The following is a 25,565-nucleotide window of genomic DNA, read 5'->3' as shown; positions in this document are numbered from 1 at the left end:
ATATTAAAGGAAGTGACGAAGCTAGATGCGATTAGATAAGTTTTTAAAAATATCCAGGTTGATCAAGCGCCGTACTTTAGCCAAGGAAGTTGCCGATCAGGGCAGAATTACGATCAATGGCAATCAGGCTAAAGCATCTTCTAATGTATCAGTCGGTGACGAGCTGACGATTCAGTTCGGCCAAAAGTTATTGACCATTCAAGTTGATTCGTTACGGGAAGTCGTGAGAAAAGATGAGGCAGCATCACTTTATACCATCAAAAAAGAAGAAGCAGTAAATTAAAAAACAGCAGCCCCGAAACTGTTCAGGGGCTGCTGTTTTGTTGTGCAGAAGATTAATCTTCTAATGCTTCAACGACCTTTTCAGCCGTGCTTTTACTTGATTGTGGGTTTTGCCCTGTCACTAAATTGCCGTCACGTACAGAGTGATCGGTCCAGTTTTCAGCCGACTCAAACACGGCCCCTTTTTCACGAAGCTTGGATTCCAGAAGGAAAGGCATATGCTGGTCCAATTGCATTTCTATTTCTTCGGAATCGGTAAAGGCGGAAACTTTTTTTCCTTTTACCAGCGGTGTGCCGTCTTTATAGGTGGCATTTACCAGACCGGCAGGACCGTGACAAACAGAACCAATTATTTTGCCCTGTTCAGCAAATTGCTGCAAGACATATAGCAGGGTTTCGTTGTTTGGAAAGTCGAACATGGTACCATGTCCGCCTGGAAGAAAGATTGCATCAAAACCTTCGGCATCTTCTTTGCTTAGCTTGATGGTGTCTTTTAATTCTGCTTCTGCCTCAGTCCAATCAGGACTTTTTTCATCAATACTATTTGGATCAAGGGCTACTTCCCCACCGGAAATACTGGTGACTTTGACTTCATATCCTTTTTCTTTGAAAACCAAGTACGGAACGGCAAATTCCTCAAGCCATAGCCCGGTCTTATGATCATCCGTGATGGTTGTATGATTTGTTACTACCATTAATACTTTTTTCGCCATGATGCATACCTCCTATATTTGTACTATCTTACAATCAGCTACATCTTATACGATGAAAGCATTTCCTTCCAAATTATATGCTTTCATTTTTTCGGGCGGAAGACGGAGGTATTTTTCGCCTTCTTGTGGTAAACTACCAACTACCAAATAAAGGAGCGTGATGTTTATGAGCATGGTAATCAAGCAAATGACCAAAACAAGCAGCCAAACAACCAAGGAGGATGTAGCTGGTTATTAGGCAATGTCCTCCTATTATTAGGAGGAATCCATTTGTACAATTTACAAGAACTTGGATACAATGATTTTTTTGAAAAGCAAAACGACAGCAAGGAAGATCAAGTAGGCCGGATCGCGACGGCCACCAATGGTATTTACAAACTGTTTACGAAAGAAGGGGAACTCCAGGCACAGCTGAGCGGCAGGTTTCATCATCTTGCAGTGCACACAAGGGATTATCCTTGTGTCGGGGATTGGGTGCTGTTCCAGGCGGTCGACGGGGAAAACAAGGGTATTATCAACAAGGTGTTGCAAAGGAGCAGTTTGTTATCAAGGCATGCTGCCGGTGAAAAACAGGAAGAGCAGCTGATGGCGGCAAATGTCGATACCGTCTTTCTGGTCAACGCACTGAACAAGGATTTCAATTTACGAAGGATGGAACGTTATCTGATGCAAGTTTATGAAAGCGGCGCTTCTCCTGTGTTTGTATTGACAAAAAGGGATTTGTGCGAGGATGCGGAAACGGAAGAAAAGGTTCAGGCCGTAGAAGAAATCGCCTTTGGCTTGCCGGTGCTTGCGATTGATGCTTTGCATGAAGAAGGCCTGGCATCCTTAAAAGACTTTCTTCACAAAGGGAGGACGGTTTCTTTGCTCGGTTCATCCGGTGTCGGAAAATCAACGTTAATTAATCGATTGTTAGGCAAGGAAGTACAGAAAACCCAAACAATCAGAGAAGACGATGCGAAAGGGCGCCATACGACAACCCATCGTGAGTTGTTCCTGCTTCCAGAAGGCGGCGTGATTATCGACACGCCTGGTATGCGGGAGCTGCAGCTTTGGTCCGGGGAAGATGCTGCCGGTGAGACCTTCCAGGATGTCGAACGGCTGGCTGGACAATGCAAGTTCCGGGACTGCCGGCATGAACAAGAACCCGGTTGTGCGATTCAAAACGCGATTGAATCCGGCGAGCTTTCAGCTGAGCGTTATAAGAGTTATGTGAAATTGCAGCGTGAAGCAAAATTCCTGGATTTGAAGGAAAAATACGGAGCACATCGTGCAGCCAGGATGCAGATGGAAGGATTGAAAAAAGGGACATGGTAAGCAATATTTACGTGATGTAAAAAACTCTATAACAGAATGCATGCAAGTACTACAACAAGAAAATGATAACTAAGCTACTATAATAGAGGTCGGTATAAAATCCGTCGCCAATTCAATGTTAGATTATATTATTATTAAAATGACATTTATTAATTGTAAATCCGAACTGCTTCGAATTTTGAAGTGAAATTCGAATGACAGTTCGGATTTTTTTGTACTTAATTTTTAAAGTGAATTATTAGCAATAATCATCAATTACTGTTGCTTTTGGATATGCTAAAACAGCTTCGCCTAAAGGCACCACAACCAATCGTCCGCTGCCTGGTTACACCAAGTGCCAAACAAGTTAAAGAACAGTGAAGTGCGACATTTTCTATACAGCCTCTACAACGATTTTTTCATAAAGTTGCCCGTCAATATATACGAGAATTTTCCATACCCCCTCCGATGGAAATGTTAAATTGGAGGGCATATTCACACTCCCAGGGCTTACCGCCGCATCTTCAAAAAAGGTACTTGGACCAGAAAGGATATTAACAGGCTTCTTAGTCCCCTTTTTTATGGCCTTAACTTCGACTGGTTTGTTGTAGATGTTTTCTTTTCCGAAATAAAACCAAAAATATTTCTGGTCATCTTTAGCTATAATAGGAAATGGTCCAGTAAAGCCAACCGTGTCTTTGTTTCCCACAATCTCATAAGAACCTTCTTCCCCATTTTTATATTCAACCGAATAGTTGAAAGTTGAAGACAAGTCCCAGTTATCTTCAGCCATTGCCTTTTCAATCTCATTAGTGCTTTCTTGTACTACTCTTTCTTCCTTTGATACTTTCCATTCATTCGAGTCCTCATTATGGTTAGAAGTACAAGCAGCCAATGGCCCTACTGTCAGAAGCAGAGATAAAACATAAACCAGGTTACGCTTTTTCAAACAGAACACACCCTTCCATAAGTAAGGCTAGCACATTAAGAAGCCATTTCTTATTGCTTTTTCAACGGTCCCGTTTCATTTATTTAATAATAATAAACGATAGTCTCCAATACTACCATCCTCTTTTCGGCACTTTTTCTTAATTCTAGTGTAATCTCATTTGTTCTTCTTTTTAAATGACTAGTTTAGCCCGGTAAGCAGGTATTTGTTTATTAGAAGGTAATTTATCTGAACACGTTCTATGCCTGTCCCTCCTTTCATACACATATAACGATAAAGGGAGGGCTGGACAATGAATTATTATGAAAAAGATCCTTCAGTTCGTGCTCAGGCAGAACACCATATCAAAATGAATAATAGAAGGAATTTAGAAATAACGGGTGTCAAGGAAGTCGATAGCTTCGACAACGAAGAATTTCTTTTACAGACAGTTATGGGCTATTTGATTGTGCGTGGAGAAAACCTGCAAATGAAAAATCTCGATGTCGGAGAAGGGAACGTATCGATCAAAGGCAAAATACACGAGCTTTCCTATTTGGACGAACACCATGGAGAGAAGGCTAAAGGTCTCTTTAGCAAGCTGTTCAAATGACACTATCGGTCCAGTTTGCTGCAATTTTAATCATGATGGCGGGAGGAATGTATGTCGGTGCTGCCATCGATACCTTCCGCCGCTTTGAAAGAAGCTGGAAGCATCGTGTATTATTTTCCTATGGAATGGAGATCGGCTTTTGGCTGCTTCAGACATTAATCCTTTTTTACTTATTATACAGAGTAAATCAGGGAGAATTGCGCTTTTATATTTTTCTTGCGATTTTATGTGGATTTGCAACGTACAAGGCATTATTTGAACTACTGTACCAGCGTTTGCTGGAATTAATGATACGCTTTGTCGTCGAGCTTTACCGTTTTTTTGCCCGCCTAGTGAAAGGTCTGGTGTTCCAGCCAATCATATGGCTCTTCCGCCTGTTGCTGTTGCTTCTGACCGGAATTTGGGCAGTTTTACTATGGCTGCTTACGGTTATAGGAAAAGTGTGTTTGTTCCCATTCCGGCTCCTCTTTAAATTGATCTGGATGCTGATTCCGAAGCCGATAAAAAAATACTTACACAAACTTGCAGGATTTTATAGTAAAATAAAGAATATGTTAAGAAAATGGCGGCAGTTTATGCACAAGAAAAGGAGGTAGCTGAGCAAGTGGCAAGAAGAGCAAAATCCGTGGCAAAAATCGATTCTACTTATATGCGACAATACGATGCACAAGTGGAAAGACAAAAGAAAAAGAAAAAGCGGCTTTTCCGCCGATTGATGCTATTCTCTCTCGTGGTAGTTGTCGTTATAGGCGGATTGACAGCCTATCATGTTAAACAGCGGACTTTACATGCAGAAAAGCAAGAGCAGTATGAGAAGCTGGAAAGGGAAATGACTTCTCTTAAAGAAGATGAAAAAGACCTCCAGGAAGAAATCCGGTTACTTCAAGATGAAGATTATGTATTGGAAATCGCCAGGACGAACTACTTTTTCTCGAACGAAGGAGAAATTATTTTTGAACTACCGGAGGAGGAGCCATCTTATTGACACGCATTTTACAGCTTATATATAATATATAAGTAGGATACTTTTAAAATTCTAAGGAGGAGCATTTTTTTTATGTCAATCGAAGTAGGCAGCAAGTTGCAGGGTAAGGTAACAGGAATCACTAATTTCGGAGCTTTCGTTGAGCTGCCTGGTGGTTCAACCGGCTTGGTTCACATTAGTGAGGTTGCCGATAACTATGTTAAAGATATTAATGAACATTTGACTGTTGGAGATGAAGTAACAGTTAAAGTCATTAATGTCGAGAAGGATGGCAAAATTGGATTGTCGATTAAGAAAGCAAAAGATAATCCGAATGCCGGGCGCCGCAGAACTAATAATCACAACAAAAGTAATAACCGCGACCGCACGGAAACCTTTGAATCTAAGATGAATCGTTTCTTGAAGGATTCAGAGGACCGTTTGGCTTCTATCAGAAAGAATACAGAGTCTAAACGCGGAGGTCGAGGTGCTAAAAGATAAAACTTGCTGTCTATAGAGAGAGCTGTTAAATGAACTCTGTTACTAATATAAAAAAAACGGATGCCATACTTTCATGTATGGCATCCGTTTTTATTATCACTTGGTTTCTTGTCTCATATCTTGTTGCTTTTTAGCCACCGAAGATCGAAACAATGACATAATGATAACTCTCTTTCCAAGCTTTTTATAAGTGCTTGGATTCGCTTCGGCAGCATACTTCGCTTTCCGCGGGCACGGCCTCAGCTTCCTCAGAAGAAAATCGCTTCTTGCGGAATCTTCGGACTCGTGCTGTTCCCGCAGGAGTCTGCGGATGCTACCTACGCTAGTTGAGGTTTTAATCTACTGGGATTCTATTCAATATATGATAGCAAGTTATTAGCGGAGGAAATACCCGGAGACTCCTGCGGGAGGAAAGGCCTCGGTGAGATCCCCGGAGCTTTAGCTCAAGGAAGCTCACCAGCCGCCCGCGGAAAGCGCAGGGTATTTCCGCAGCGCCGTTTCCTCGCTCGTTTTATTTAGAATAATAGGAAGCTAAATTAAAGTTACTCCGCAGTTTTTGTTTTTGAGTAAAAACACAAGTTATCAGAAAACGGGTTAATTGCACAAAAAAAGGCGGCCTAGGTCCACCTTGTCTGTTTGATAGCGGCGGAGGGGATCGAACCCCCGACCTCACGGGTATGAACCGTACGCTCTAGCCAGCTGAGCTACACCGCCATGATGTTTGGAAAAAACAATTTGTCCTCTGTTGTTGAGGCACAAGTGATATATTACAATAGCATTACCATACTGTCAACAGAAAATTAATCACCGTATGTTAAAAAATGATCTTTTGCCCATAAATAGGGCAACACATAATAGAAACGGAGGAACCGATGGATGATTTGCTTAGTAAGGCATGGGGAAACAGATTGGAATTTGCAGGGGCTGTTACAGGGAGAGACAGACATTCCTTTGAATGAAACAGGAATTCAGCAAGCGAGGGAATGCAGGGATTATTTTAAGGCAACACATGTGGATAGGATTATCACAACTCCTTTAGTTAGAGCCCGGAAAACAGCGGAAATCATTAATGAGAACTGGCAAAAGCCAATAGAGATCATGGAAGCTTTCAAAGAAAGATCCTTTGGGGAAGCAGAGGGCATGCCTATGGAAGAGCGGAACAACAAATACCCAGACCGAAATTATCCCGGACAGGAACCTTTAGATGCATTCCGGGAACGGGTTATGCAGGGTATCGAAGAAGTCACGGACAAGTACTTGGATGAAGAGTTGCTCCTGGTTGCACATGGGGGAGTCATCAATGTCATTTTATCCACGGTGTCGAACGGAGAAATCGGCACCGGAAAAACGAAGCTGATCAATGCCTGTATCAGCAATATCCAATTATTGAAAGAAGGATGGAAGGTACACAATTACAATCAGATTGATCACCTTTCCAAATATTCCATCAAGTAATATTTCGTTAAAAAAAACCGGAAGGCGCTTAGTAGACGCCTTCCGGTTCTATTTATTTTTGCGGAGTCGGGGTTTGACCAGCTGTCATGGTTGATTGCAGCGATTCCTTTTTGGTATTCTGTTCCGCTTCTATTTCGTCTGCCGGGCGTACTTGCTTTATGAAAAAGGATAAGGCGAAGCCGATGACGGCAAACACGGTTGCAACCATGAAGGAATCGTTAATCCCTTCAATCGTAGCATGTTGAAAAGCATACATTTGCGGGTTGGCCGCATCGTTCGGCAGAAATTCACTCATGTGAGCCGTCCGCTGGTTACTCATTACCGTCACCAGGAATGCTGTACCAATTGCTCCAGAGACCTGCCGCAAAGTATTGGCCATTGCCGTTCCGTGGGAATAGTAGCGCCTTGGCAGCTGGTTCAGACCCGCGGTCATGATCGGCATCATGATCATGGAAATCCCGATCATCCGTGCACTGTAAATAATCATCATATGCATATAGGACGTAGAGTCGGTTAAATCAGTGAAAAAGAATGTCATGACTGCCGTGATAGCCAAGCCTACCAATGCCAGTGGACGTGCCCCGATTTTGTCGAACAGTTTTCCGGTGATGGGTGACATGATTCCTGAAATAATTGCTCCAGGTAGCAATAGCAGACCGGATTCCAGCGGTGTAAAGCCCCGCACAATTTGCAGATATAACGGTACAAGGATCATGGAGGCAAACATTGCCATCGTCACTACTACATTGATAATCGTAGTTAGGGTGAACATATTATATTTAAACACCCGGAATTCAAGCATCGGATTGCTTAGACGCATTTGCCGGATGACGAAGATAATCATTGCGATGCCGCCAATAGCAAGAGAGGCAATGACTTCTGTCTCTCCCCAGCCGCTGTTTCCAGCCGTACTAAAGCCGTACAACAGACCCCCGAAGGCGAAAGTAGACAGGATAATCGATGAAATATCCATCTTAGGATTGCTTAATTTCGTGACGTTACGCAGCAGGAAGAACGCTAAGATAACGTCGATTACGGCGATTGGCAAGACGATAAAGAAAAGCAGTCGCCAAGAATAGTTTTGTACGATCCATCCGGATAGGGTAGGGCCGATTGCTGGTGCGAACATCATGGCAAGACCGATTAGTCCCATCGCACTACCGCGTTTTTCCAATGGGAACAGGCTAAGGATGACATTCGTCAAAAGCGGCATCATGATACCGGCTCCGGCAGCCTGGACGATCCGTCCAATCATAATCATAGAGAAACTAGGTGAGATTCCGCATATCAAGGTGCCTATCGCAAACAAGCTCATCGCTGTAAGGAATAATTTACGGGTACTGAATTTCTCCATTAAGAAAGCTGTAATGGGAATAAGGATTCCGTTAACTAGCATAAATACTGTAGTTAACCATTGGGCTGTATTTTCGGTAATATCTAAATCTACCATCATGACTGGCAGGGCAATGTTCATTAACGTTTGGTTAAGAATAGCCACAAATGCTCCAAGAACCATAATAAAGATAATCGGCCCTTTCGCAACCTGCGACGCTTCTACAAAAGTAGATCTATCTTTCACTTTCATTCATCTCCGTTTTCCAAAATTTTATTTAAAATAAGGCTGTGAAGCTCTATGAGCTTTTGGACGTCTTGATCGCTTAATTCATCTAGACGCTTCATTCTTTCCAGATAGCTCTTATAAGCTTCTTTTTTCTTTTTTGCGCCTTCTTCCGTAGCCGTCAACACAATAGCACGCCGGTCTCGCTTGGACGGGGTTCTTTCCACATAACCTGCTTTTACCAACCTTTCTACCGTACCGCTGATGGTGCTTTTGCTAGTGTTTAATTTATTTGCTATTTCGACAAGACCAATATCAGGCTGCTCCTCTAAAAGCTTTAAAATTTGCAGTTGGAGAGTAGTGATCCCTAAATCATTGGCATTGTGCCACATTTGCTTATAGAAAGCCTTGTTAACCTCCCGGAAAGAAGTAAAGATACTTTCTATTTTTTTATTGTTTTGCAAAACAACCTCTCCTTTTCATGTTGCACTCCAGTTAGTTCTGTACAATGATATGCCCTGATAATACCAGTACTGGACATTTTAGTTCACGCACGAACAATTAGCGCAAGAACAATTATAGTCCTTTTAAACAAAAAAGCAATAGAAAAACAGCAAAAAAATAAAGTAAACGCCCTCATCACGGCGTTTACTCAAGCAAAACAGGTAGTACCTATAGGTTATGTACGTTGCTTTTACAAGACGTTTGGGCGAGGTGGATAAATCGACAGCATGCAGAGGACTTGTCTGGGTTTATGTTGAAAATCGCTCGCAACACCGGAATAGCGTCGAAGACTTTTTTTAATCTGGCCCGTTGTTTTGACAAAAAATAGAAGCGAGATGTGTTTAAATAAACAACACGAAGGAGTGGTGTTAAATGATGGAGACGGCTGAAAGACAGCAAACAAAGCCAATATTATACAAAAAGGCTTTGGAAAATGCGAAGCGGAAGATGGGGGAAAAGACGAAGCTGTTGTTATTGGAAAAAGGGTGGCTTCTCTTGTTTGTCGGTTTTTTGCTTGGACGAGCCATTGTGTTATCTACTATGTCGCCTTTTGCCCTTTCTTTCCTCGCTTCGGTATGGTTTGTCAGAAAGGACAAGTCCTTTCCTGTTATGTTGGCAGTTCTGGCTGGAGCGTTCAGTTTTGAGTGGCAGCATGGATTATTCACCTTCATGGCGATGGTTCTGTTCATTTTTACGGCAGCTGTTTTTAAGAATGTGAAGCACCAACAAAAACTGCTGCCCCTGCTTGTCTTGGTTTCCAGTGTAATGCCGCGCGTGTTCAGCTATTCCCTATTCGATAAGCTGACCGCCTATGAATGGATGCTTGCAATTGTAGAAGGGGTCCTGGCTGCGGTACTTGTTCTTATATTTATGCAAAGTGTACCGCTTTTATCACCTAAAAGGTACAAGCCTGCCTTAAAAAACGAAGAAATCGTCTGCATGATTATATTGCTTGCTTCGATCTTGACCGGAACCATAGGCTGGGAGATTCAGGGGGCTTCCATAGAACAAATCACGTCGCGTTACCTGGTGCTGTTGCTAGCCTTTGTCGGCGGTGCAGCTATTGGATCGACAGTTGGGGTGGTCGCGGGGCTGATTTTAAGCTTGGCCAATGTAGCCAGTCTTTACCAGATGAGCCTGCTTGCTTTTTCCGGCCTGCTCGGAGGCTTGCTGAAGGACGGGAAAAAGCCGGGTGTCAGTATTGGGTTGATTGTCGGCACCTTGCTTATCGGAATTTATGGGAAAGGGATCGAGGCGCTGCTCCCATCCCTGTTGGAAACGTTCGTTTCCGTCCTTCTGTTTATTTGCACACCCCAAAGTTGGGTGAAAAAACTGTCCCGCTACATACCTGGAACGATGGAACATTCGAAAGAACAGGAACAGTACATGCAAAAGGTACGGGATGTAACGGCCAACAGGGTGGAACAGTTTTCTAACGTTTTCCAAGCCCTTTCACGTAGTTTTGTTCAACAACAGCAGACACCACCAGAAGAAGAGTATATAAAAGAAACAGATTACTTTTTAAGCAATGTAACGGAAAAGACATGTCAATCCTGCTTTAAAAAAGATCGATGCTGGGCTGCAAATTTTGATAAAACATACGGCTTGCTGACCGACGTGAAAAACGATATGGAAGCAGGCGGTGGACTAAATAAAATACTACAGCGAAATTTGGAGGACCATTGCGTCAAATCCCCAAAAGTGGTGGAAACGATGCGCCATGAGCTATCCTTTTTTGAGGCGAATCAAAAATTAAAAAAACAAGTAAGCGAAAGCAGGCGGTTTGTGGCTGATCAGCTGTTGGGAGTATCGGAAGTCATGGACGACTTTGCCAAGGAAATTTTGAAAGAACGGGAGAATCATGAACAACAAGAGGTTGAAATTGCCTCATCTCTTAAGCAAATGGGCATGGAAATAGAAAAACTCGATATTTTCAGTGTGGAAAAAGGCAATATCGATATAGAAATGCATCTGACTTTTTCTCAATATCATGGGGAAGGGCCGAAGCTGATTGCACCGATGCTATCAGATATCCTTCAAGAAACCGTGATCGTGAAAGAGGAGGATATCTCGCCGTTTCCAAACGGTGAATGTTTCCTGGCATTCGGATCTGCCAAAAAATATGCAGTTGATACGGGAGTCGCGCATGCTGCCAAAGGTGGAGGGCTTGTCTCAGGTGATAGCTATTCGACGATTGAACTGGGAGCGGGTAAGTACGCGATGGCGATTAGCGATGGAATGGGCAACGGGAAACGGGCCCATGAGGAAAGCACAGAAACGCTTCGCTTGCTTCAGCAAATTCTTCAATCCGGCATACAGGAACAAATCGCAATTAAATCCATTAACTCCATTCTGTCGCTCCGAACGAGCGAGGAGATATTCTCAACATTGGATTTGGCTGTAATTGATTTGCATGACGCTGCGGTAAGGTTTTTAAAGATTGGCTCGACACCTAGCTTTATTAAACGCGGTCATGCCATGCATAAAATCGAAGCAAGTAATCTGCCGATCGGTATCATTCGCGAATTTGATGTAGAGGTGGTTACGGAGCAGTTAAAACCGGGTGATGTACTGATTATGATGAGTGATGGGATTTTTGAAGGACCAAAACATGTGGAAAACGTGGATGTTTGGCTAAAACGAAAAATAAAGGATATGGAGACAGATAATCCGCAGGAGATTGCTGATTTATTGTTGGAGGAAGTCGTTCGCAACCGCTCAGGGGAAATAGAGGATGACATGACGGTTTTAGTGGCTAAGGTGGATATCAATAAGCCGAAGTGGGCGGCATTTCCTGCTTATCAGCAGCATGCATGATAAGAAATGGAAACAGCTTGCAGGTATCGGCCTGCATTGAGGAAATTTTGCATCGGTTTTGAATGCTGGCATTTGTTCCTTCTTACAGGTATAAACTTCCTCCGAAGCGTCGAAAATGGGGATAAACAACGCAATAAATCCGACTGAACCGACTAAGTACTAACAGGCAGGGTAGATATTGGAGGAGGAGTAGTGATGAAAAAAGGAACGTTAAAGCAAATTCTGCTTATTACAGACGGTTGTTCCAATAAAGGAGAAGACCCTTCGGCGGTAGCAGCACTAGCTTATGAGCAGGGAATTACGGTGAATGTGATCGGTGTTTTGGAAGACAATCAGACAGAAAACGACGGTGGACTCCAGGAAGTGGAGGATATAGCGCTTTCCGGTGGAGGAGTCAGCCAAATTGTCTATCAGCAAGTGCTATCAAAAACGGTACAGGCTGTGACGAAACAAGCCATGACCCAGACGCTACAGGGAGTGGTCAATCAGGAGCTCAAGCAAATACTTGGCCCGAAACAAAGTTTGGAAGATCTACCGCCCGAACAAAGAGGAGAGGTAATGGAGGTTGTGGAGGACTTGGGCGAGACTTGTGATTTGGAAGTGCTTGTTCTGGTAGATACGAGTGCCAGCATGACGGACAAGCTGCCGACTGTACAGGAAGCATTATTCGATTTATCCGTCAGTCTTAACGCACGGATCGGGAGGAATCGTTTCTCGATCTATGCATTTCCGGGCAAAAAAAGTGCCATCAATAAAATTTTGGACTGGTCTCCGCGTCTCGATTCGATTTCCGCTGTATTCCCTAAGCTTAACAGCGGCGGCATTACACCTACAGGGCCAGCTTTAAAAGAGGCGATGTTTCAGTTTGGCAAGAAAAGCTTGTTAAGGAGCTTTAGAAATGAAAAACAATCCGACGCTGAAGAAGCCTGAACACTATCTCCACCCCGGAATCATTATCACCGGGAAATGGCATAAACATCAGTACAAAATCATCAGGAAACTGGGTAACGGTGCAGTGGGTACGGTTTATCTATGTGACCATCAGGGAAGTCGGGCGGCATTAAAAATAAGTTCCAGTGGTTCTTCCATCACAACAGAAGTGAATGTTTTGAAAACCTTGCAAAAGGTCCAGGGAACCGGCAGCCTTGGGCCTTCTTTGCTGGATGTCGACGATTGGCTTCATCCTTCCGGAACAAGGTTTTCCTTCTATGTAATGGAGTATGTTAAGGGGCAGGATCTAAGCAGTTTTATTCGTTCGAATGGGAGTGAATGGCTCGGCACTTTCATGATGCAGCTTTTAGGTGATTTAGAACAGCTACACCAGTCAGGGTGGGTTTTCGGAGATTTAAAGACGGATAACCTGTTGGTTGCATCGTCCCCGCCGCGGGTAAGGTGGATAGATGTGGGTGGAACGACACAAATCGGCAGGTCGATTAAAGAATATACGGAGTTTTTTGACCGGGGTTATTGGAATATGGGCAGTCGGAAGGCGGAGCCTTCGTATGATTTGTTCGCTGTGGCGATGGTAATGTTGCACGTATATCACCCTGCGAGGTTCGATAAAGGCAGTCATCCCGAAAAAACATTAATGCATAAATTGGGATCCACCCGTCAGTTGAAAAGGTATCAGGGACCTTTAAAAAAGGCGCTTAAAGGTTCCTATTCTTCCAGCAGTCAAATGAAACAAGAAATTGCATCCTTGCTGATGCATCGTCCGCAAATCACGCTGAAAAAGACGAGAACTGCTGCGAGAAAAGCAACTGCAGCCAATCAGGATCGATCCTTGTTTGAAAGTGCGAGTATTTTGATCGCTGCGGGTTTGTTTTATATATTCCACTTTTTTCTTCTCTAACTATACCGCCTCTTTTGCAGTAGAAAAACGGAAGTGATAGGATTAAAGTGGTTTGGGAGTACAAGTGCGACACACTGGTAAACACAGTGATGAATATTAGGGTTATCCGGCAATGGAGTGGGGAATATGGAAACAAAAGTTAAGGAATTGATAAAAGAGGAGAATTTGCTTCACCAAGGGGCAACGGTTTTGGTGGGCGTTTCTGGAGGTCCTGATTCCATTGCATTGCTTCACTTTTTATCTGCGATCAAAGAAGAATGGAACATTCGGCTGATTGCACTGTCTGCTGATCATGGCTTAAGAGGAAATGAATCAAAACAAGATGTGGAATATGTCCGAAACGTCTGCAGGATGTGGAATATCGAAATGGTTGAAACCTTTTTGGATGTTCCAGCGTACAAGAGACAGGAAGGGACGGGAACTCAGCTTTCGGCGAGAAATTTGCGTTATCAATTTTTTGCCGAACAGATGGAAAGGTTCGGAGCTGAATTCTTGGCTTTAGGTCATCATGCCGACGACCAGGCAGAGTCCGTGTTGATGGGTTTAACCCGGGGTTCAAATATATCGGCTTTGCAGGGGATACCAATAAAAAGACCATTTGCAGGCGGGGACATCGTGAGGCCGTTTATGGCTGTCTCCAGAGATGAGATTGAAGCGTACTGTATGGAGCATGGTATAGAACCAAGAAGGGATCCTTCCAATGAAGAGGACAGCTATACAAGAAATTATTTTCGGTTACATGTTCTCCCGCTTCTCAAAGAGAAGAACCCCAATTTCTTACATACTGTTCGTAGATTGAGTGATTCGGCGCGGAACGATGAACGGTATTTAAATGAGCAGGCAGAAAAACTGGTCGATGCGCATGTGGCGTTTGCGGACAGGAATAAGCGGGCTGAGTTTGAAATAGAAAGCTTTGCCAAGTTCCCCATTGCTTTACAAAGACGGGCCTTTCATCTAATATTGAACTATCTATACAATTCGACTCCACCTGACCTTTCTTATGCCCATGAAGATCGATTCTTCAGCCTGATTTCGAGCAGTAGAGCGAACGCTTCTATTGATTTACCTTTAGGGTTGAAGATGATTAAGGCATACCATTCAATCACATTTTCTTTTGCGGCCGAATTAGACGGCAGCTATTACATAGTTTTGCAAGGTCCTGGCACTATCGAACTGCCTGACGGATCTGTTCTGTCTGCTTCGATTGTCCGTGAGCCCTTGGAAGATTCCCGCTATGCCATTACATATGAGTTAGCAGATATAAATTGGCCGTTGGCAATCCGATCGCGAAAACCCGGTGATAAAATGAGGGTAAAAGGAATGAAAGGGACCAAAAAGATTAAAGATATCTTTATCGATGAGAAAATACCGATTGGTTTAAGAGAGGGCTGGCCGATAGTCGAGGATGGAAAGGGTAATATTTTATGGCTGGCCGGATTAAGGAGAGCAGATTCTGGCTCCGGTGGGCGTGACGGCAAGTTTCTTCGGTTGCAATACGACAAGAACAGTAACATCTAGGAGGATCAGGAATGAATAACGATATTGAGAAAGTTTTGATTTCTGAAGAAGAGATCAAGCAAAAATGTCAGGAGTTAGGGGAACGTTTAACGAAAGAATATGACGGGAAATTCCCATTGGCAGTCGGTGTATTAAAGGGCGCCATGCCGTTTATGTCAGATATACTCCGAGCAATGGACACGCATTTGGAGATGGACTTTATGGATGTTTCCAGCTACGGTGGAGAAACCAGGTCATCCGGTGAGGTAAAAATCGTCAAAGATTTAGACACCAAGGTTGAGGGAAGAGATTTACTGATTATAGAGGATATCATTGATAGTGGATTGACGCTCAGCTATCTGGTTGATTTGTTCAAGTATCGCAAAGCCAACTCCATTAAAATTGTTACACTGTTGGACAAACCAGAAGGCAGGAAAGTCGATATCAAGGCTGATGTAGTCGGATTCCATGTGCCGAATGAATTTGTGGTAGGGTATGGCCTCGATTACAAGGAGAAGTATCGCAACTTACCGTATGTGGGCGTATTGAAACCGAAGATTTATGGCGGTGAATAAACTTGTTTGATTGACAGGTATGACTGTCAAAATATTGACATATCTTAAAAGGGTAATTAGTTGTATTGGTCCTTTTTCATATGGTACTATTTAGTATAGTTTTCTCGCTTGGGAGGAGGTAGGCAATGAACCGAATTTTTCGTAATGTCATTTTTTATTTCCTAATATTCCTGGTGGTAATTGGAATTGTCGGAGTATTTAATGGACAGAACAATCAAGAAACAGAATTTAACGTCAATGAGTTTACGCAGAGATTAAACAATGGTGAAATTTCAGAAATGACCATGCAGCCATCTAATGGTGTTTATCGTATAACTGGTGAATTAACCGGCGAAGAAAACGAAACATTCATTACCAATGTTCCAGATAACCCAGACATCGTTGCCAGTATTACTAATACAGCGACTGATCAAGGGATACTGAGTATTGAAGAAGAGGAACAACCAAGCGGATGGGTGACATTCCTTACTACAATGATTCCGTTTGTTATTATATTCATTTTATTCTTCTTCCTGCTGAATCAAGCCCAGGGCGGCGGAAGCCGAGTGATGAACTTCGGTAAAAGCAAAGCCAAGCTGTACAGCGAAGAGAAGAAGAAGGTACGATTCAAAGACGTTGCAGGTGCTGATGAAGAGAAGCAAGAACTTGTAGAGGTTGTTGACTTCCTTAAAGATCCACGCAAATTTGCCAACATCGGGGCAAGAATTCCGAAAGGTGTTTTATTAGTTGGCCCTCCAGGAACAGGTAAAACCTTGCTTGCACAGGCTGTTGCCGGAGAAGCAGGGGTTCCGTTCTTTTCAATCAGTGGTTCCGACTTCGTGGAAATGTTTGTCGGTGTCGGTGCTTCCCGTGTACGTGATTTGTTTGAGAATGCGAAAAAGAACGCACCGTGTATCATTTTCATTGATGAAATTGATGCCGTGGGTCGACAGCGTGGAGCTGGCGTAGGCGGTGGCCATGATGAGCGGGAACAAACTTTGAACCAATTACTTGTCGAAATGGATGGTTTTGGTGAAAATGAAGGAATTATCATTATTGCCGCTACCAACCGTCCGGACATCCTTGACCCTGCTTTATTGCGTCCGGGACGATTTGACCGGCAGATTACTGTCGACCGTCCGGATCTTAAAGGCAGAGAAGAAGTTCTGAAGGTACATGCCAAGAACAAACCGTTAAGTGATGCCGTTGATCTTAAAACGATTGCGATGCGTACACCAGGATTTTCTGGTGCCGATTTAGAAAACCTGCTTAACGAGGCGGCATTAGTAGCTGCCCGAAGTGATAAATCGAAAATCGACATGCTTTCTGTTGATGAAGCGATTGACCGTGTCATTGCAGGACCTGCCAAGAAGAGCAGGGTGATTTCCGAGAAGGAACGAAACATCGTTGCCTATCATGAAAGTGGACATACGATTATCGGCATGGTACTGGATGATGCAGATATGGTGCATAAAGTAACCATCGTGCCACGCGGCCAGGCCGGCGGATACGCGGTAATGCTTCCGAGGGAAGACCGTTACTTCATGACCAAGCCTGAACTGTTGGATAAAATAACCGGATTGCTTGGCGGACGTGTTTCCGAGGAAATCAATTTTGGAGAGGTTAGTACTGGAGCAAGTAACGACTTCCAGCGTGCCACCAACATTGCCCGGAAAATGGTTACCGAGTACGGCATGAGCGATAAAATCGGCCCGCTTCAATTCAGCAGCTCCGGCGGCCAAGTATTCCTGGGACGAGATATGCAGAACGAACCGACATATAGTGACGCGATAGCATATGAAATCGACCAGGAAGTGCAAAATTTCATTAACCAGTGCTATGCACGGGCAAAGGAAATTTTGACAGAGCATAAAGACAAACTGGAACTGGTAGCTAAAACCTTGCTAGAAGTGGAAACACTTGATGCCAGTGAGATAAAATCGTTGTTTGAAGAAGGAAAAATGCCTGATAAGGTGGTTTCTGAGCAAGACGGAAACAACCAGGATCGTGAGGATACTTCCGAAGCGAATGATATGAAAGTGAATATCCAAACCAAGTCAGAAGAAGAAGCTTCTAACGAACAAGACGAGAATGCTTCCGATCCCAACAAAAACAACGACTAAGGATAGCGCCCTCTTTGAAGCGAAAGCAAAGAGGGCGTTTTTCTGTCCCATAAATGGAAAGTTTTTTATCATACAATTTAAGAATCAAATAATGTGTATATACTTTGAAAATCGATTATAGTAAGGAAAGTAACGAAAATTTTCAAGGGGAATCCGCTGATTCCTGATTTTTGTGTTAGATGTAGGGAATACAAATACCATACTTGGTGTTTTAACATGATAAACTTCCTGATCAAAATGGAATCAAGACAAGGGTGAACTCATCCGACGTATTGACGATATGGATCCGGCATTGATACAGGAAAGGTCTTGGTTTCATTTATAACGGAAAGTAAACAAATCAAGTTTTAAAGGAGAAATGCAACATGGGTGACTATTTAATCAAAGCGACAGCTTTTAACGGGACTGTTAGAGCGTATGCAGTTCAATCCACCGATACAGTAGAGGAAGCAAGGAGGCGTCATGACACTTGGGCCACAGCTTCAGCGGCAATGGGAAGAACCATCACGGTTACTTCCATGATGGGAGCAATGCTTAAAGGAAATGACAAGCTGACCGTGAAGCTGGAAGGTGACGGTCCTGTGGGCCCGATTATCGCAGATGGCAATGGAAGTGGAGAAGTTCGGGGGTATATTACCAATCCGCACGTCGACTTTGATTTGAACTCAAAGGGCAAACTGGATGTGGCCAGAGCTGTTGGTACTCAGGGAAGCTTAAGCGTTGTGAAAGACCTCGGGTTAAAAGAGCATTTCACCGGACAAGTGCCGATTGTTTCCGGCGAGGTGGGTGAGGATTTCACCTATTACTTTGTCAATTCAGAGCAAATCCCTTCAGCCGTAGGAGCAGGGGTGTTAGTCAATCCTGACCATACCATCCTTGCTTCTGGTGGATTTATCCTTCAGGTTATGCCTGGAGCGGAAGATGGTACAATTAATCAATTAGAGGAACGAATCAATAATATCCCGCCTATTTCCAGCCTTATACGCGACGGTAATACGCCGGAAGAGATTCTGGAGAAATTGATCGGACCAGAAAATCTTAAGATTCATGAAAGCCTGCCTGTCCAGTTTAAATGCGAATGTTCGAAAGAAAGAGTGGAAAACGCATTGAAAAGTCTGGGAGATGACGAAATCGACGACATGATAAAGGAAGACGGCGGGGCAGAAGCCACTTGTCACTTCTGTAATGAACAGTATCATTTTTCGGCAGAAGAGCTGCAGGAATTGAAAACGGAAGAACNATATCCAAACCAAGTCAGAAGAAGAAGCTTCTAACGAACAAGACGAGAATGCTTCCGATCCCAACAAAAACAACGACTAAGGATAGCGCCCTCTTTGAAGCGAAAGCAAAGAGGGCGTTTTTCTGTCCCATAAATGGAAAGTTTTTTATCATACAATTTAAGAATCAAATAATGTGTATATACTTTGAAAATCGATTATAGTAAGGAAAGTAACGAAAATTTTCAAGGGGAATCCGCTGATTCCTGATTTTTGTGTTAGATGTAGGGAATACAAATACCATACTTGGTGTTTTAACATGATAAACTTCCTGATCAAAATGGAATCAAGACAAGGGTGAACTCATCCGACGTATTGACGATATGGATCCGGCATTGATACAGGAAAGGTCTTGGTTTCATTTATAACGGAAAGTAAACAAATCAAGTTTTAAAGGAGAAATGCAACATGGGTGACTATTTAATCAAAGCGACAGCTTTTAACGGGACTGTTAGAGCGTATGCAGTTCAATCCACCGATACAGTAGAGGAAGCAAGGAGGCGTCATGACACTTGGGCCACAGCTTCAGCGGCAATGGGAAGAACCATCACGGTTACTTCCATGATGGGAGCAATGCTTAAAGGAAATGACAAGCTGACCGTGAAGCTGGAAGGTGACGGTCCTGTGGGCCCGATTATCGCAGATGGCAATGGAAGTGGAGAAGTTCGGGGGTATATTACCAATCCGCACGTCGACTTTGATTTGAACTCAAAGGGCAAACTGGATGTGGCCAGAGCTGTTGGTACTCAGGGAAGCTTAAGCGTTGTGAAAGACCTCGGGTTAAAAGAGCATTTCACCGGACAAGTGCCGATTGTTTCCGGCGAGGTGGGTGAGGATTTCACCTATTACTTTGTCAATTCAGAGCAAATCCCTTCAGCCGTAGGAGCAGGGGTGTTAGTCAATCCTGACCATACCATCCTTGCTTCTGGTGGATTTATCCTTCAGGTTATGCCTGGAGCGGAAGATGGTACAATTAATCAATTAGAGGAACGAATCAATAATATCCCGCCTATTTCCAGCCTTATACGCGACGGTAATACGCCGGAAGAGATTCTGGAGAAATTGATCGGACCAGAAAATCTTAAGATTCATGAAAGCCTGCCTGTCCAGTTTAAATGCGAATGTTCGAAAGAAAGAGTGGAAAACGCATTGAAAAGTCTGGGAGATGACGAAATCGACGACATGATAAAGGAAGACGGCGGGGCAGAAGCCACTTGTCACTTCTGTAATGAACAGTATCATTTTTCGGCAGAAGAGCTGCAGGAATTGAAAACGGAAGAACAATAAGCAAAAGAAAGGAGCGGCAGGCCGCTTCTTTCTTTTTTTATGGCGGTTGAAGAGAGGTTTATTGATTAGAAGGGACAGGCATGAGGTTGGTTTTCTGTGAATAGTTATAATTGTCTGTATACGATTGGCGGATTAGTTGACTTTTACCAGTGGATTCCATAACATTGATTATAAATCCAACAAATAAAGTAGGAATTGGGAGTGGTTATGAATGAAGGTAGCGCAATCAATAGCAGAGTTAATCGGCAACACTCCGATTGTAAAGTTAAATCGGACAGTAGACGAAGATAGTGCAGAAGTTTATGCAAAACTCGAATTCATGAATCCTGGAAGCTCTGTTAAGGACAGAATTGCCTTAGCAATGGTAGAAGCGGCCGAGGAAGAAGGTCTCTTAAAAGAGGGAGATACCATTATTGAGCCTACCAGCGGTAACACAGGGATCGGATTGGCTTTAGTAGCGGCGATCAAAGGCTATAAAGCCATTCTGGTGATGCCGGATACAATGAGTATGGAGCGGCGCAATCTGCTGCGGGCATATGGTGCCGAATTGGTACTTACTCCTGGAGCAGAAGGAATGAAGGGCGCGATAAAAAAAGCAGAAGAACTTCAAAAGGCGAATGGTTATTTCATGCCGCAGCAATTTAACAACGTTGCCAACCCGGCGGTCCATGCCCGTACGACGGGGAAAGAAATTGTGCAGCAAATGGGGGACCAGCTTGATGCTTTTATTTCTGGAATTGGTACTGGAGGAACAATAACCGGAGCTGGAAAAGTATTGAAGGAGAAATACAAAGACATTAAAATTTATGCCGTGGAGCCGGAAGCTTCCCCGGTACTTTCTGGTGGAAAACCGGGCCCACATAAAATCCAAGGAATCGGTGCCGGCTTTGTTCCGGAAGTTTTGGATACCGATGTCTATGATGAAGTCATCCAAGTCAGCAACGATGATGCCTACGCTACGGCAAGGGAAGCAGCTAAGAAAGACGGCTTGCTTGGCGGGGTTTCATCTGGTGCTGCGATCTATGCTGCGAAACAGGTTGCGAAGAAATTAGGAAAAGGGAAAAAAGTCCTTGCGGTTATTCCTAGTAACGGGGAAAGATACCTTTCTACACCGCTCTACCAATTCGAAGAAAACGAATAATTGTTGTATCGACAAGCACTTCCACATTGCCGGCGGGGGTGCTTGTTTTCATTTTAGCCCTTGAAACGAAGACATGAAGATTTTGTTCATTTACGGTAAAATGGGAACGGAAAACGTCAGTGAGTGAGAAGGAAGGAATTCAAATGCCATATATGCTGCATACAAAGGAAAAGATATACAACTTGAACGAAGAAACGTTAGTAATGGGAATCTTAAATGTGACGCCAGATTCTTTTTCCGATGGGGGGAAGTACAATGAAGTGGACGCTGCTGTTAAGCAGGCAATTGCTATGGAAAAAGACGGTGCAGATATCATCGATATAGGTGGGGAATCGACCAGGCCCGGCTATACCCCTGTGTCCACACAGGATGAAATAGACCGGGTGGTACCCATCATCAGAGCGGTAAAAGAAGCGGTGAATATCCCGATTTCGATTGATACGTATAAAGCAGAGACGGCAAAGCACGCTTTGGAAGCAGGAGCATCGATTTTAAATGATATTTGGGGCGCTAAAAGAGACCCGGAAATGGCAAAGGTTGCCGCAGCGTATGAAGTCCCGATCATTTTGATGCACAATCGGGAAAACATGTATTACGACGATTTAATGGAGGATATAAAAGAAGATTTAAAGGAAAGCATAGACATTGCTTTGGAAGCTGGAGTGAAAAAGGAGAATATTATCCTGGATCCAGGAATCGGCTTTGCCAAAACTGCCGAAGATAATCTAGAGGTTATGCGGCATCTCGATGCATTGGAGGAATTGCCTTTTCCGATGCTGCTCGGTACTTCACGTAAATCCATGATCGGCAAAGTGCTCGGTGTACCTGCTGCAGAAAGGGATGCCGGCACGGGAGCTACTGTATGCTATGGCATCAGTAAGGGAGCAAAAATAGTACGTGTCCATAATGTCAGAATGATAAAGGATATGACCAAAATGATGGATGCAATGATGGGATAAGGAGGCGGTCGGATTGGATAAAATTTATTTAAATAAAATGGCTTTTTACGGCTATCATGGCCTATTTCCAGAGGAAAGAAAATTAGGACAGCGTTTCTACGTCGATTTAACATTAGAAGTCGACTTAAAGAAAGCTGGCCAAACCGATAATATGGAAGAATCGATTGATTATGGTCAAATCTATCAAGTGACCCAGGCGGTGGTGGAAGGCGAAGCGAAAAAGTTAGTTGAAAGTGTCGGGGAAAATATTGCCGAAGCGTTGCTTAAGCAATTCTCCCGTTTAAAGGCTTGTAAAGTAAAAGTCACTAAACCGGATCCGCCCATTCCTGGTCATTATGAATCCGTCGCAATTGAAATATACCGGGAGCGTTCCTAATGAACGTGGCGTATATAGGGGCGGGGTCTAACATCCCACCCAGAGCAACCTTTTTGACCGAGGCAATTGAAGCATTGGACAGCCATCGCCAGATAACGGTGACAAAAATATCTTCTATTTATGAAACATTACCGGTTGGCTACACGGACCAAGACAAGTTTTTGAATATGGCAGTGGAAATAAACACAACCCTTTCCCCTCGCGAGTTGTTAGAATACTGCCTTGCTATCGAAGCCGGCAAGGGGCGGAAAAGGGATGTTCGCTGGGGTCCGCGCACATTAGACCTTGACATTTTGCTCTATAATCAAGAAAATATTAAAACAGAGCAATTAATAGTACCTCATCCGAGAATGCACGAACGAGCTTTTGTACTTATACCTTTGCAGGATTTGAATCCCGCTGTAAACATTCCTACTCAAAACAAAAGTGTGACAGAAATTCTTGGTGAGCTGCCGACAACAGAGAAAAAGGGAGTAACGAAATGGCTGGGAACGAATGGGGAAGAAGGATAAAAGCTTATCGGAAGTTGAAAGGATATACACAAGTGCAATTTGCTCAAGAGCTTGGGATTTCTGTTTCTGTGATTGGGGAAGTGGAACGGGGCACGCGCAAGCTCCATGATGAATTACTGGAACAGATCACGAGCGTGCTGGGAATTTCTGCAGAAGAGCTTGCACCTGATCACGAAAAGCATAAATATAAAAATCGAAGAGGGGATGCCCGTTTAATATAGGGGTATGTATCGTAAAAGTGTTCCAACGTTGACACTTTGCAGCACCTTTTCTATACTGAAAACAAAGTGAAAATGCTGCCAGTGCCTTGCTGGCAGTTTTTTCATTATCCTATTCATAAGAAGTCGGTTTTTACCACAGGGCAAGGCTGCTGCCAGGTTGTGGTTTAGAGATAGTGGATAAAATATAAATGGAGTGAGACCAATGACAGAAGAGCTTAATGATCAGCTGCGCGTACGTAGGGAAAAATTGCAACATATACAAGAACAAGGCTTGGACCCTTTCGGGACAAAGTTTGAGCGGACCCACCTGGCTGAAGAAATCAAACAGGCTTATGACGGTTTTTCTAAAGAAGAGCTGGAAGAGAAAGAAGCAGAAGCAACTATAGCCGGCCGGATTATGACGAAAAGAGGAAAGGGTAAGGCGGGCTTTACGCATATCCAGGATCTTAGCGGTCAAATCCAATTGTATGTCAGAAAGGACCAAGTAGGCGACGAAGCTTACGAATTATTCAATACTGCGGATATTGGGGACATTATTGGTGTCACTGGTACTGTGTTTAAAACCAAAGTCGGAGAACTGTCCGTTAAAGCTACCAATTTTCAAATGCTGACCAAGTCCTTGCGTCCGCTTCCGGATAAATTTCATGGATTAAAAGATGTGGAGCAGCGGTACCGCCAGCGTTATTTAGATTTAATCACTAATCCGGAAAGCAAGGATACTTTCCTTACCCGGAGCCGGATTATTCAATCCATGCGCAGATACTTGGACAACAATGGCTTTTTAGAAGTGGAAACACCTATGATGCACGGAATTGCCGGAGGAGCCTCTGCCCGCCCGTTTATCACACACCATAATGCTCTGGATATTCCTCTTTACATGCGAATCGCTATCGAATTGCATTTAAAAAGGTTGATTGTAGGTGGAATGGAAAAGGTGTATGAAATCGGAAGGGTATTCCGGAATGAAGGAGTATCGACCAGGCATAACCCGGAATTTACCATGTTAGAGCTATACGAAGCATATGCTGATTTCCATGATATTATGTCATTGGTAGAAAATCTGGTTGCTCATATAGCTAAAGAAGTATTAGGCTCCACTACAGTCAAGTATGGGGAGTATGAAGTAAACTTGGAACCAGAGTGGACAAGACTCCATATGGTGGATGCTGTTAAGGAATACACCGGGGTAGACTTCTGGAAAGAAATGAGTGACGAAGAAGCGAAAGCATTGGCTAAAGAGCAAGGGGTAGAGATTAAAGAAACCATGACCTTTGGACACATTGTAAATGAATTCTTTGAGCAAAAGGTAGAAGAAAAGTTAATCCAGCCGACCTTTATCTATGGACACCCAGTGGAAATTTCGCCACTTGCCAAGAAAAATCCTGAGGATGGTCGTTTCACCGATCGATTTGAATTGTTCATTGTAGGAAGAGAACATGCGAATGCTTTTTCTGAGCTAAATGATCCAATTGATCAAAGAGAACGGTTTGAAGCCCAAGTGAAGGAAAAAGAACAAGGAAATGATGAAGCCCATGAAATGGATGAAGATTTCCTAGAGGCTTTGGAATATGGTATGCCTCCTACTGGTGGATTGGGCATCGGCATCGACCGACTGGTTATGCTGCTTACTAACGCACCGTCGATACGTGATGTACTACTATTCCCGCAAATGAGAAACAAAGAATAAATAAAAAGCAGGCTGTGTCCGTCACGGCCTGCTTTTTCTATTATCGACTTTTCCCGAAAAGGATTCCCATTATATTCCTTGAATTTTACTCTTGATTTAGGATAATAATCATGGTAAATTATTAAACGTTGCATTAATCGCTAACTTGCTTACAACCCAAGCCCAACAAATTAGTTGTTGACTTCGGATATATAAGGTGTTATATTAATTAAGTTGCCATTTTGATTGGCAGCTGCAACAAAACAAAAACATTATAAAAAAGCTCTTGACTTATCAGGAGCGATTCGATATAATGTTTAAGCTGTTGATTAAACAGTTGCGAATTTGATCTTTGAAAACTGAACAAAACAACCAGTATGTCAAGCAAGATATACAAGCTAGTTTTTTGAACGAGCAAGCAAGCTCGCATTTTATGGAGAGTTTGATCTTGGCTCAGGACGAACGCTGG

The 25,565-nt window shown here is 43.4% G+C and carries 25 protein-coding genes and 1 tRNA gene; 21 read left to right on the top strand and 5 right to left on the bottom strand.

Annotated elements, in window-relative coordinates:
• Nucleotides 1–25 precede the first annotated feature (25 nt).
• A complete protein-coding gene (locus tag BN1067_RS00190) occupies nt 26–283 on the top strand; it encodes an RNA-binding S4 domain-containing protein (RefSeq protein ID WP_053216940.1) in 258 nt (85 codons plus the stop codon).
• Nucleotides 284–335: 52 nt separating this feature from the next.
• On the opposite strand, the gene BN1067_RS00185 is transcribed toward BN1067_RS00190, so the two are convergent.
• Nucleotides 336–995, bottom strand: a complete 660-nt coding sequence (locus BN1067_RS00185) for a type 1 glutamine amidotransferase domain-containing protein (RefSeq protein WP_053216938.1) — start codon at nt 993–995, stop codon at nt 336–338.
• Nucleotides 996–1,259: 264 nt separating this feature from the next.
• Here BN1067_RS00185 and rsgA point away from each other — a divergent pair, with 264 nt between their 5' ends.
• Nucleotides 1,260–2,312, top strand: coding sequence for a ribosome small subunit-dependent GTPase A (gene rsgA / locus BN1067_RS00180; RefSeq protein ID WP_053216936.1), 1,053 nt, complete (start codon nt 1,260–1,262; stop codon nt 2,310–2,312).
• A gap of 373 nt (nt 2,313–2,685) precedes the next feature.
• Here rsgA and BN1067_RS00175 read toward each other — a convergent pair whose 3' ends face one another.
• On the bottom strand, nt 2,686–3,240 hold the full coding sequence (locus tag BN1067_RS00175; protein ID WP_053216934.1) for a DUF4871 domain-containing protein: 555 nt from the start codon (nt 3,238–3,240) through the stop codon (nt 2,686–2,688).
• 292 nt (nt 3,241–3,532) lie between these two features.
• Between BN1067_RS00175 and yabP the strand changes: the two genes are divergently transcribed.
• The 4 genes from yabP (at nt 3,533) to BN1067_RS00155 (ending at nt 5,297) form a co-directional block, all read left to right on the top strand.
• The gene (gene yabP / locus BN1067_RS00170; RefSeq protein WP_053216933.1) at nt 3,533–3,832 is read left to right on the top strand and encodes a sporulation protein YabP; all 300 of its coding nucleotides are present in this window, start codon (nt 3,533–3,535) and stop codon (nt 3,830–3,832) included.
• Nucleotides 3,829–4,428: a spore cortex biosynthesis protein YabQ gene (gene yabQ / locus BN1067_RS00165; RefSeq protein WP_053216932.1), complete on the top strand. Its 600-nt coding sequence runs from the start codon at nt 3,829–3,831 to the stop codon at nt 4,426–4,428. Before yabP ends, yabQ begins: the two co-directional genes overlap by 4 nt.
• A gap of 8 nt (nt 4,429–4,436) precedes the next feature.
• A complete protein-coding gene (locus BN1067_RS00160) occupies nt 4,437–4,817 on the top strand; it encodes an FtsB family cell division protein (protein WP_053216931.1) in 381 nt (126 codons plus the stop codon).
• 72 nt (nt 4,818–4,889) lie between these two features.
• Nucleotides 4,890–5,297, top strand: a complete 408-nt coding sequence (locus tag BN1067_RS00155) for a S1 domain-containing RNA-binding protein (RefSeq protein ID WP_053216930.1) — start codon at nt 4,890–4,892, stop codon at nt 5,295–5,297.
• A 640-nt stretch (nt 5,298–5,937) separates the two neighbouring features.
• Here BN1067_RS00155 and BN1067_RS00150 read toward each other — a convergent pair.
• Nucleotides 5,938–6,011: transfer RNA gene (locus BN1067_RS00150), tRNA-Met, on the bottom strand.
• A gap of 162 nt (nt 6,012–6,173) precedes the next feature.
• On the opposite strand from BN1067_RS00150, the gene BN1067_RS00145 reads away from it, so the two are divergent.
• Nucleotides 6,174–6,752: a histidine phosphatase family protein gene (locus BN1067_RS00145; protein WP_053216929.1), complete on the top strand. Its 579-nt coding sequence runs from the start codon at nt 6,174–6,176 to the stop codon at nt 6,750–6,752.
• 52 nt (nt 6,753–6,804) lie between these two features.
• On the opposite strand, the gene BN1067_RS00140 is transcribed toward BN1067_RS00145, so the two are convergent.
• Both BN1067_RS00140 and BN1067_RS00135 read right to left on the bottom strand, forming a co-directional pair.
• Nucleotides 6,805–8,331, bottom strand: coding sequence for a DHA2 family efflux MFS transporter permease subunit (locus BN1067_RS00140; RefSeq protein ID WP_324777751.1), 1,527 nt, complete (start codon nt 8,329–8,331; stop codon nt 6,805–6,807).
• A 2-nt stretch (nt 8,332–8,333) separates the two neighbouring features.
• A complete protein-coding gene (locus BN1067_RS00135; RefSeq protein WP_053216927.1) occupies nt 8,334–8,774 on the bottom strand; it encodes a MarR family winged helix-turn-helix transcriptional regulator in 441 nt (146 codons plus the stop codon).
• A 412-nt stretch (nt 8,775–9,186) separates the two neighbouring features.
• Here BN1067_RS00135 and spoIIE point away from each other — a divergent pair, with 412 nt between their 5' ends.
• From spoIIE to lysS, 14 genes are all read left to right on the top strand, one after another.
• On the top strand, nt 9,187–11,631 hold the full coding sequence (spoIIE, locus tag BN1067_RS00130; RefSeq protein ID WP_053216925.1) for a stage II sporulation protein E: 2,445 nt from the start codon (nt 9,187–9,189) through the stop codon (nt 11,629–11,631).
• A gap of 195 nt (nt 11,632–11,826) precedes the next feature.
• The gene (locus tag BN1067_RS00125) at nt 11,827–12,561 is read left to right on the top strand and encodes a VWA domain-containing protein (protein WP_053216922.1); all 735 of its coding nucleotides are present in this window, start codon (nt 11,827–11,829) and stop codon (nt 12,559–12,561) included.
• Nucleotides 12,530–13,483, top strand: coding sequence for a protein kinase domain-containing protein (locus BN1067_RS00120; RefSeq protein ID WP_053216920.1), 954 nt, complete (start codon nt 12,530–12,532; stop codon nt 13,481–13,483). Before BN1067_RS00125 ends, BN1067_RS00120 begins: the two co-directional genes overlap by 32 nt.
• A gap of 126 nt (nt 13,484–13,609) precedes the next feature.
• Nucleotides 13,610–15,001, top strand: a complete 1,392-nt coding sequence (gene tilS / locus BN1067_RS00115) for a tRNA lysidine(34) synthetase TilS (protein ID WP_053216918.1) — start codon at nt 13,610–13,612, stop codon at nt 14,999–15,001.
• Nucleotides 15,002–15,012: 11 nt separating this feature from the next.
• Entirely contained in the window at nt 15,013–15,555 is a 543-nt protein-coding gene (hpt, locus tag BN1067_RS00110) for a hypoxanthine phosphoribosyltransferase (RefSeq protein WP_053216917.1), read from the top strand.
• Nucleotides 15,556–15,680: 125 nt separating this feature from the next.
• Nucleotides 15,681–17,657, top strand: coding sequence for an ATP-dependent zinc metalloprotease FtsH (gene ftsH / locus BN1067_RS00105; protein WP_053216915.1), 1,977 nt, complete (start codon nt 15,681–15,683; stop codon nt 17,655–17,657).
• Between the two features lie 365 nt (nt 17,658–18,022).
• Complete coding sequence (gene hslO, locus BN1067_RS00100; protein WP_053216914.1) at nt 18,023–18,931, top strand: Hsp33 family molecular chaperone HslO; 909 nt, start codon at nt 18,023–18,025, stop codon at nt 18,929–18,931.
• Nucleotides 18,932–19,342: 411 nt separating this feature from the next.
• A complete protein-coding gene (gene hslO, locus BN1067_RS00095) occupies nt 19,343–20,221 on the top strand; it encodes an Hsp33 family molecular chaperone HslO (protein WP_053216913.1) in 879 nt (292 codons plus the stop codon).
• 211 nt (nt 20,222–20,432) lie between these two features.
• Nucleotides 20,433–21,362 carry a cysteine synthase A gene (gene cysK, locus BN1067_RS00090; RefSeq protein ID WP_053216912.1) on the top strand — a complete coding sequence of 310 codons (930 nt, stop codon included), beginning with the start codon at nt 20,433–20,435 and terminating at the stop codon, nt 21,360–21,362.
• Between the two features lie 137 nt (nt 21,363–21,499).
• A complete protein-coding gene (gene folP / locus BN1067_RS00085; protein WP_407701337.1) occupies nt 21,500–22,321 on the top strand; it encodes a dihydropteroate synthase in 822 nt (273 codons plus the stop codon).
• A 13-nt stretch (nt 22,322–22,334) separates the two neighbouring features.
• The gene (folB, locus tag BN1067_RS00080; protein WP_053216910.1) at nt 22,335–22,697 is read left to right on the top strand and encodes a dihydroneopterin aldolase; all 363 of its coding nucleotides are present in this window, start codon (nt 22,335–22,337) and stop codon (nt 22,695–22,697) included.
• Nucleotides 22,697–23,209 (top strand): 2-amino-4-hydroxy-6-hydroxymethyldihydropteridine diphosphokinase, encoded by a 513-nt coding sequence (folK, locus tag BN1067_RS00075; protein ID WP_053216909.1) that lies wholly within the window; start codon nt 22,697–22,699, stop codon nt 23,207–23,209. Before folB ends, folK begins: the two co-directional genes overlap by 1 nt.
• On the top strand, nt 23,179–23,430 hold the full coding sequence (locus tag BN1067_RS00070) for a helix-turn-helix domain-containing protein (protein ID WP_053216908.1): 252 nt from the start codon (nt 23,179–23,181) through the stop codon (nt 23,428–23,430). Before folK ends, BN1067_RS00070 begins: the two co-directional genes overlap by 31 nt.
• 202 nt (nt 23,431–23,632) lie before the next feature.
• A complete protein-coding gene (gene lysS, locus BN1067_RS00065) occupies nt 23,633–25,117 on the top strand; it encodes a lysine--tRNA ligase (protein ID WP_053216907.1) in 1,485 nt (494 codons plus the stop codon).
• The last annotated feature ends 448 nt before the right edge of the window (nt 25,118–25,565 follow it).

This window comes from Virgibacillus senegalensis (assembly GCF_000821245.2).
In the GTDB taxonomy this organism is placed as follows: domain Bacteria; phylum Bacillota; class Bacilli; order Bacillales; family Amphibacillaceae; genus Sediminibacillus; species Sediminibacillus senegalensis.
The sequence above is the reverse complement of the archived record's forward strand: the minus strand, read 5'-3'. Positions and strand labels throughout refer to the sequence as shown.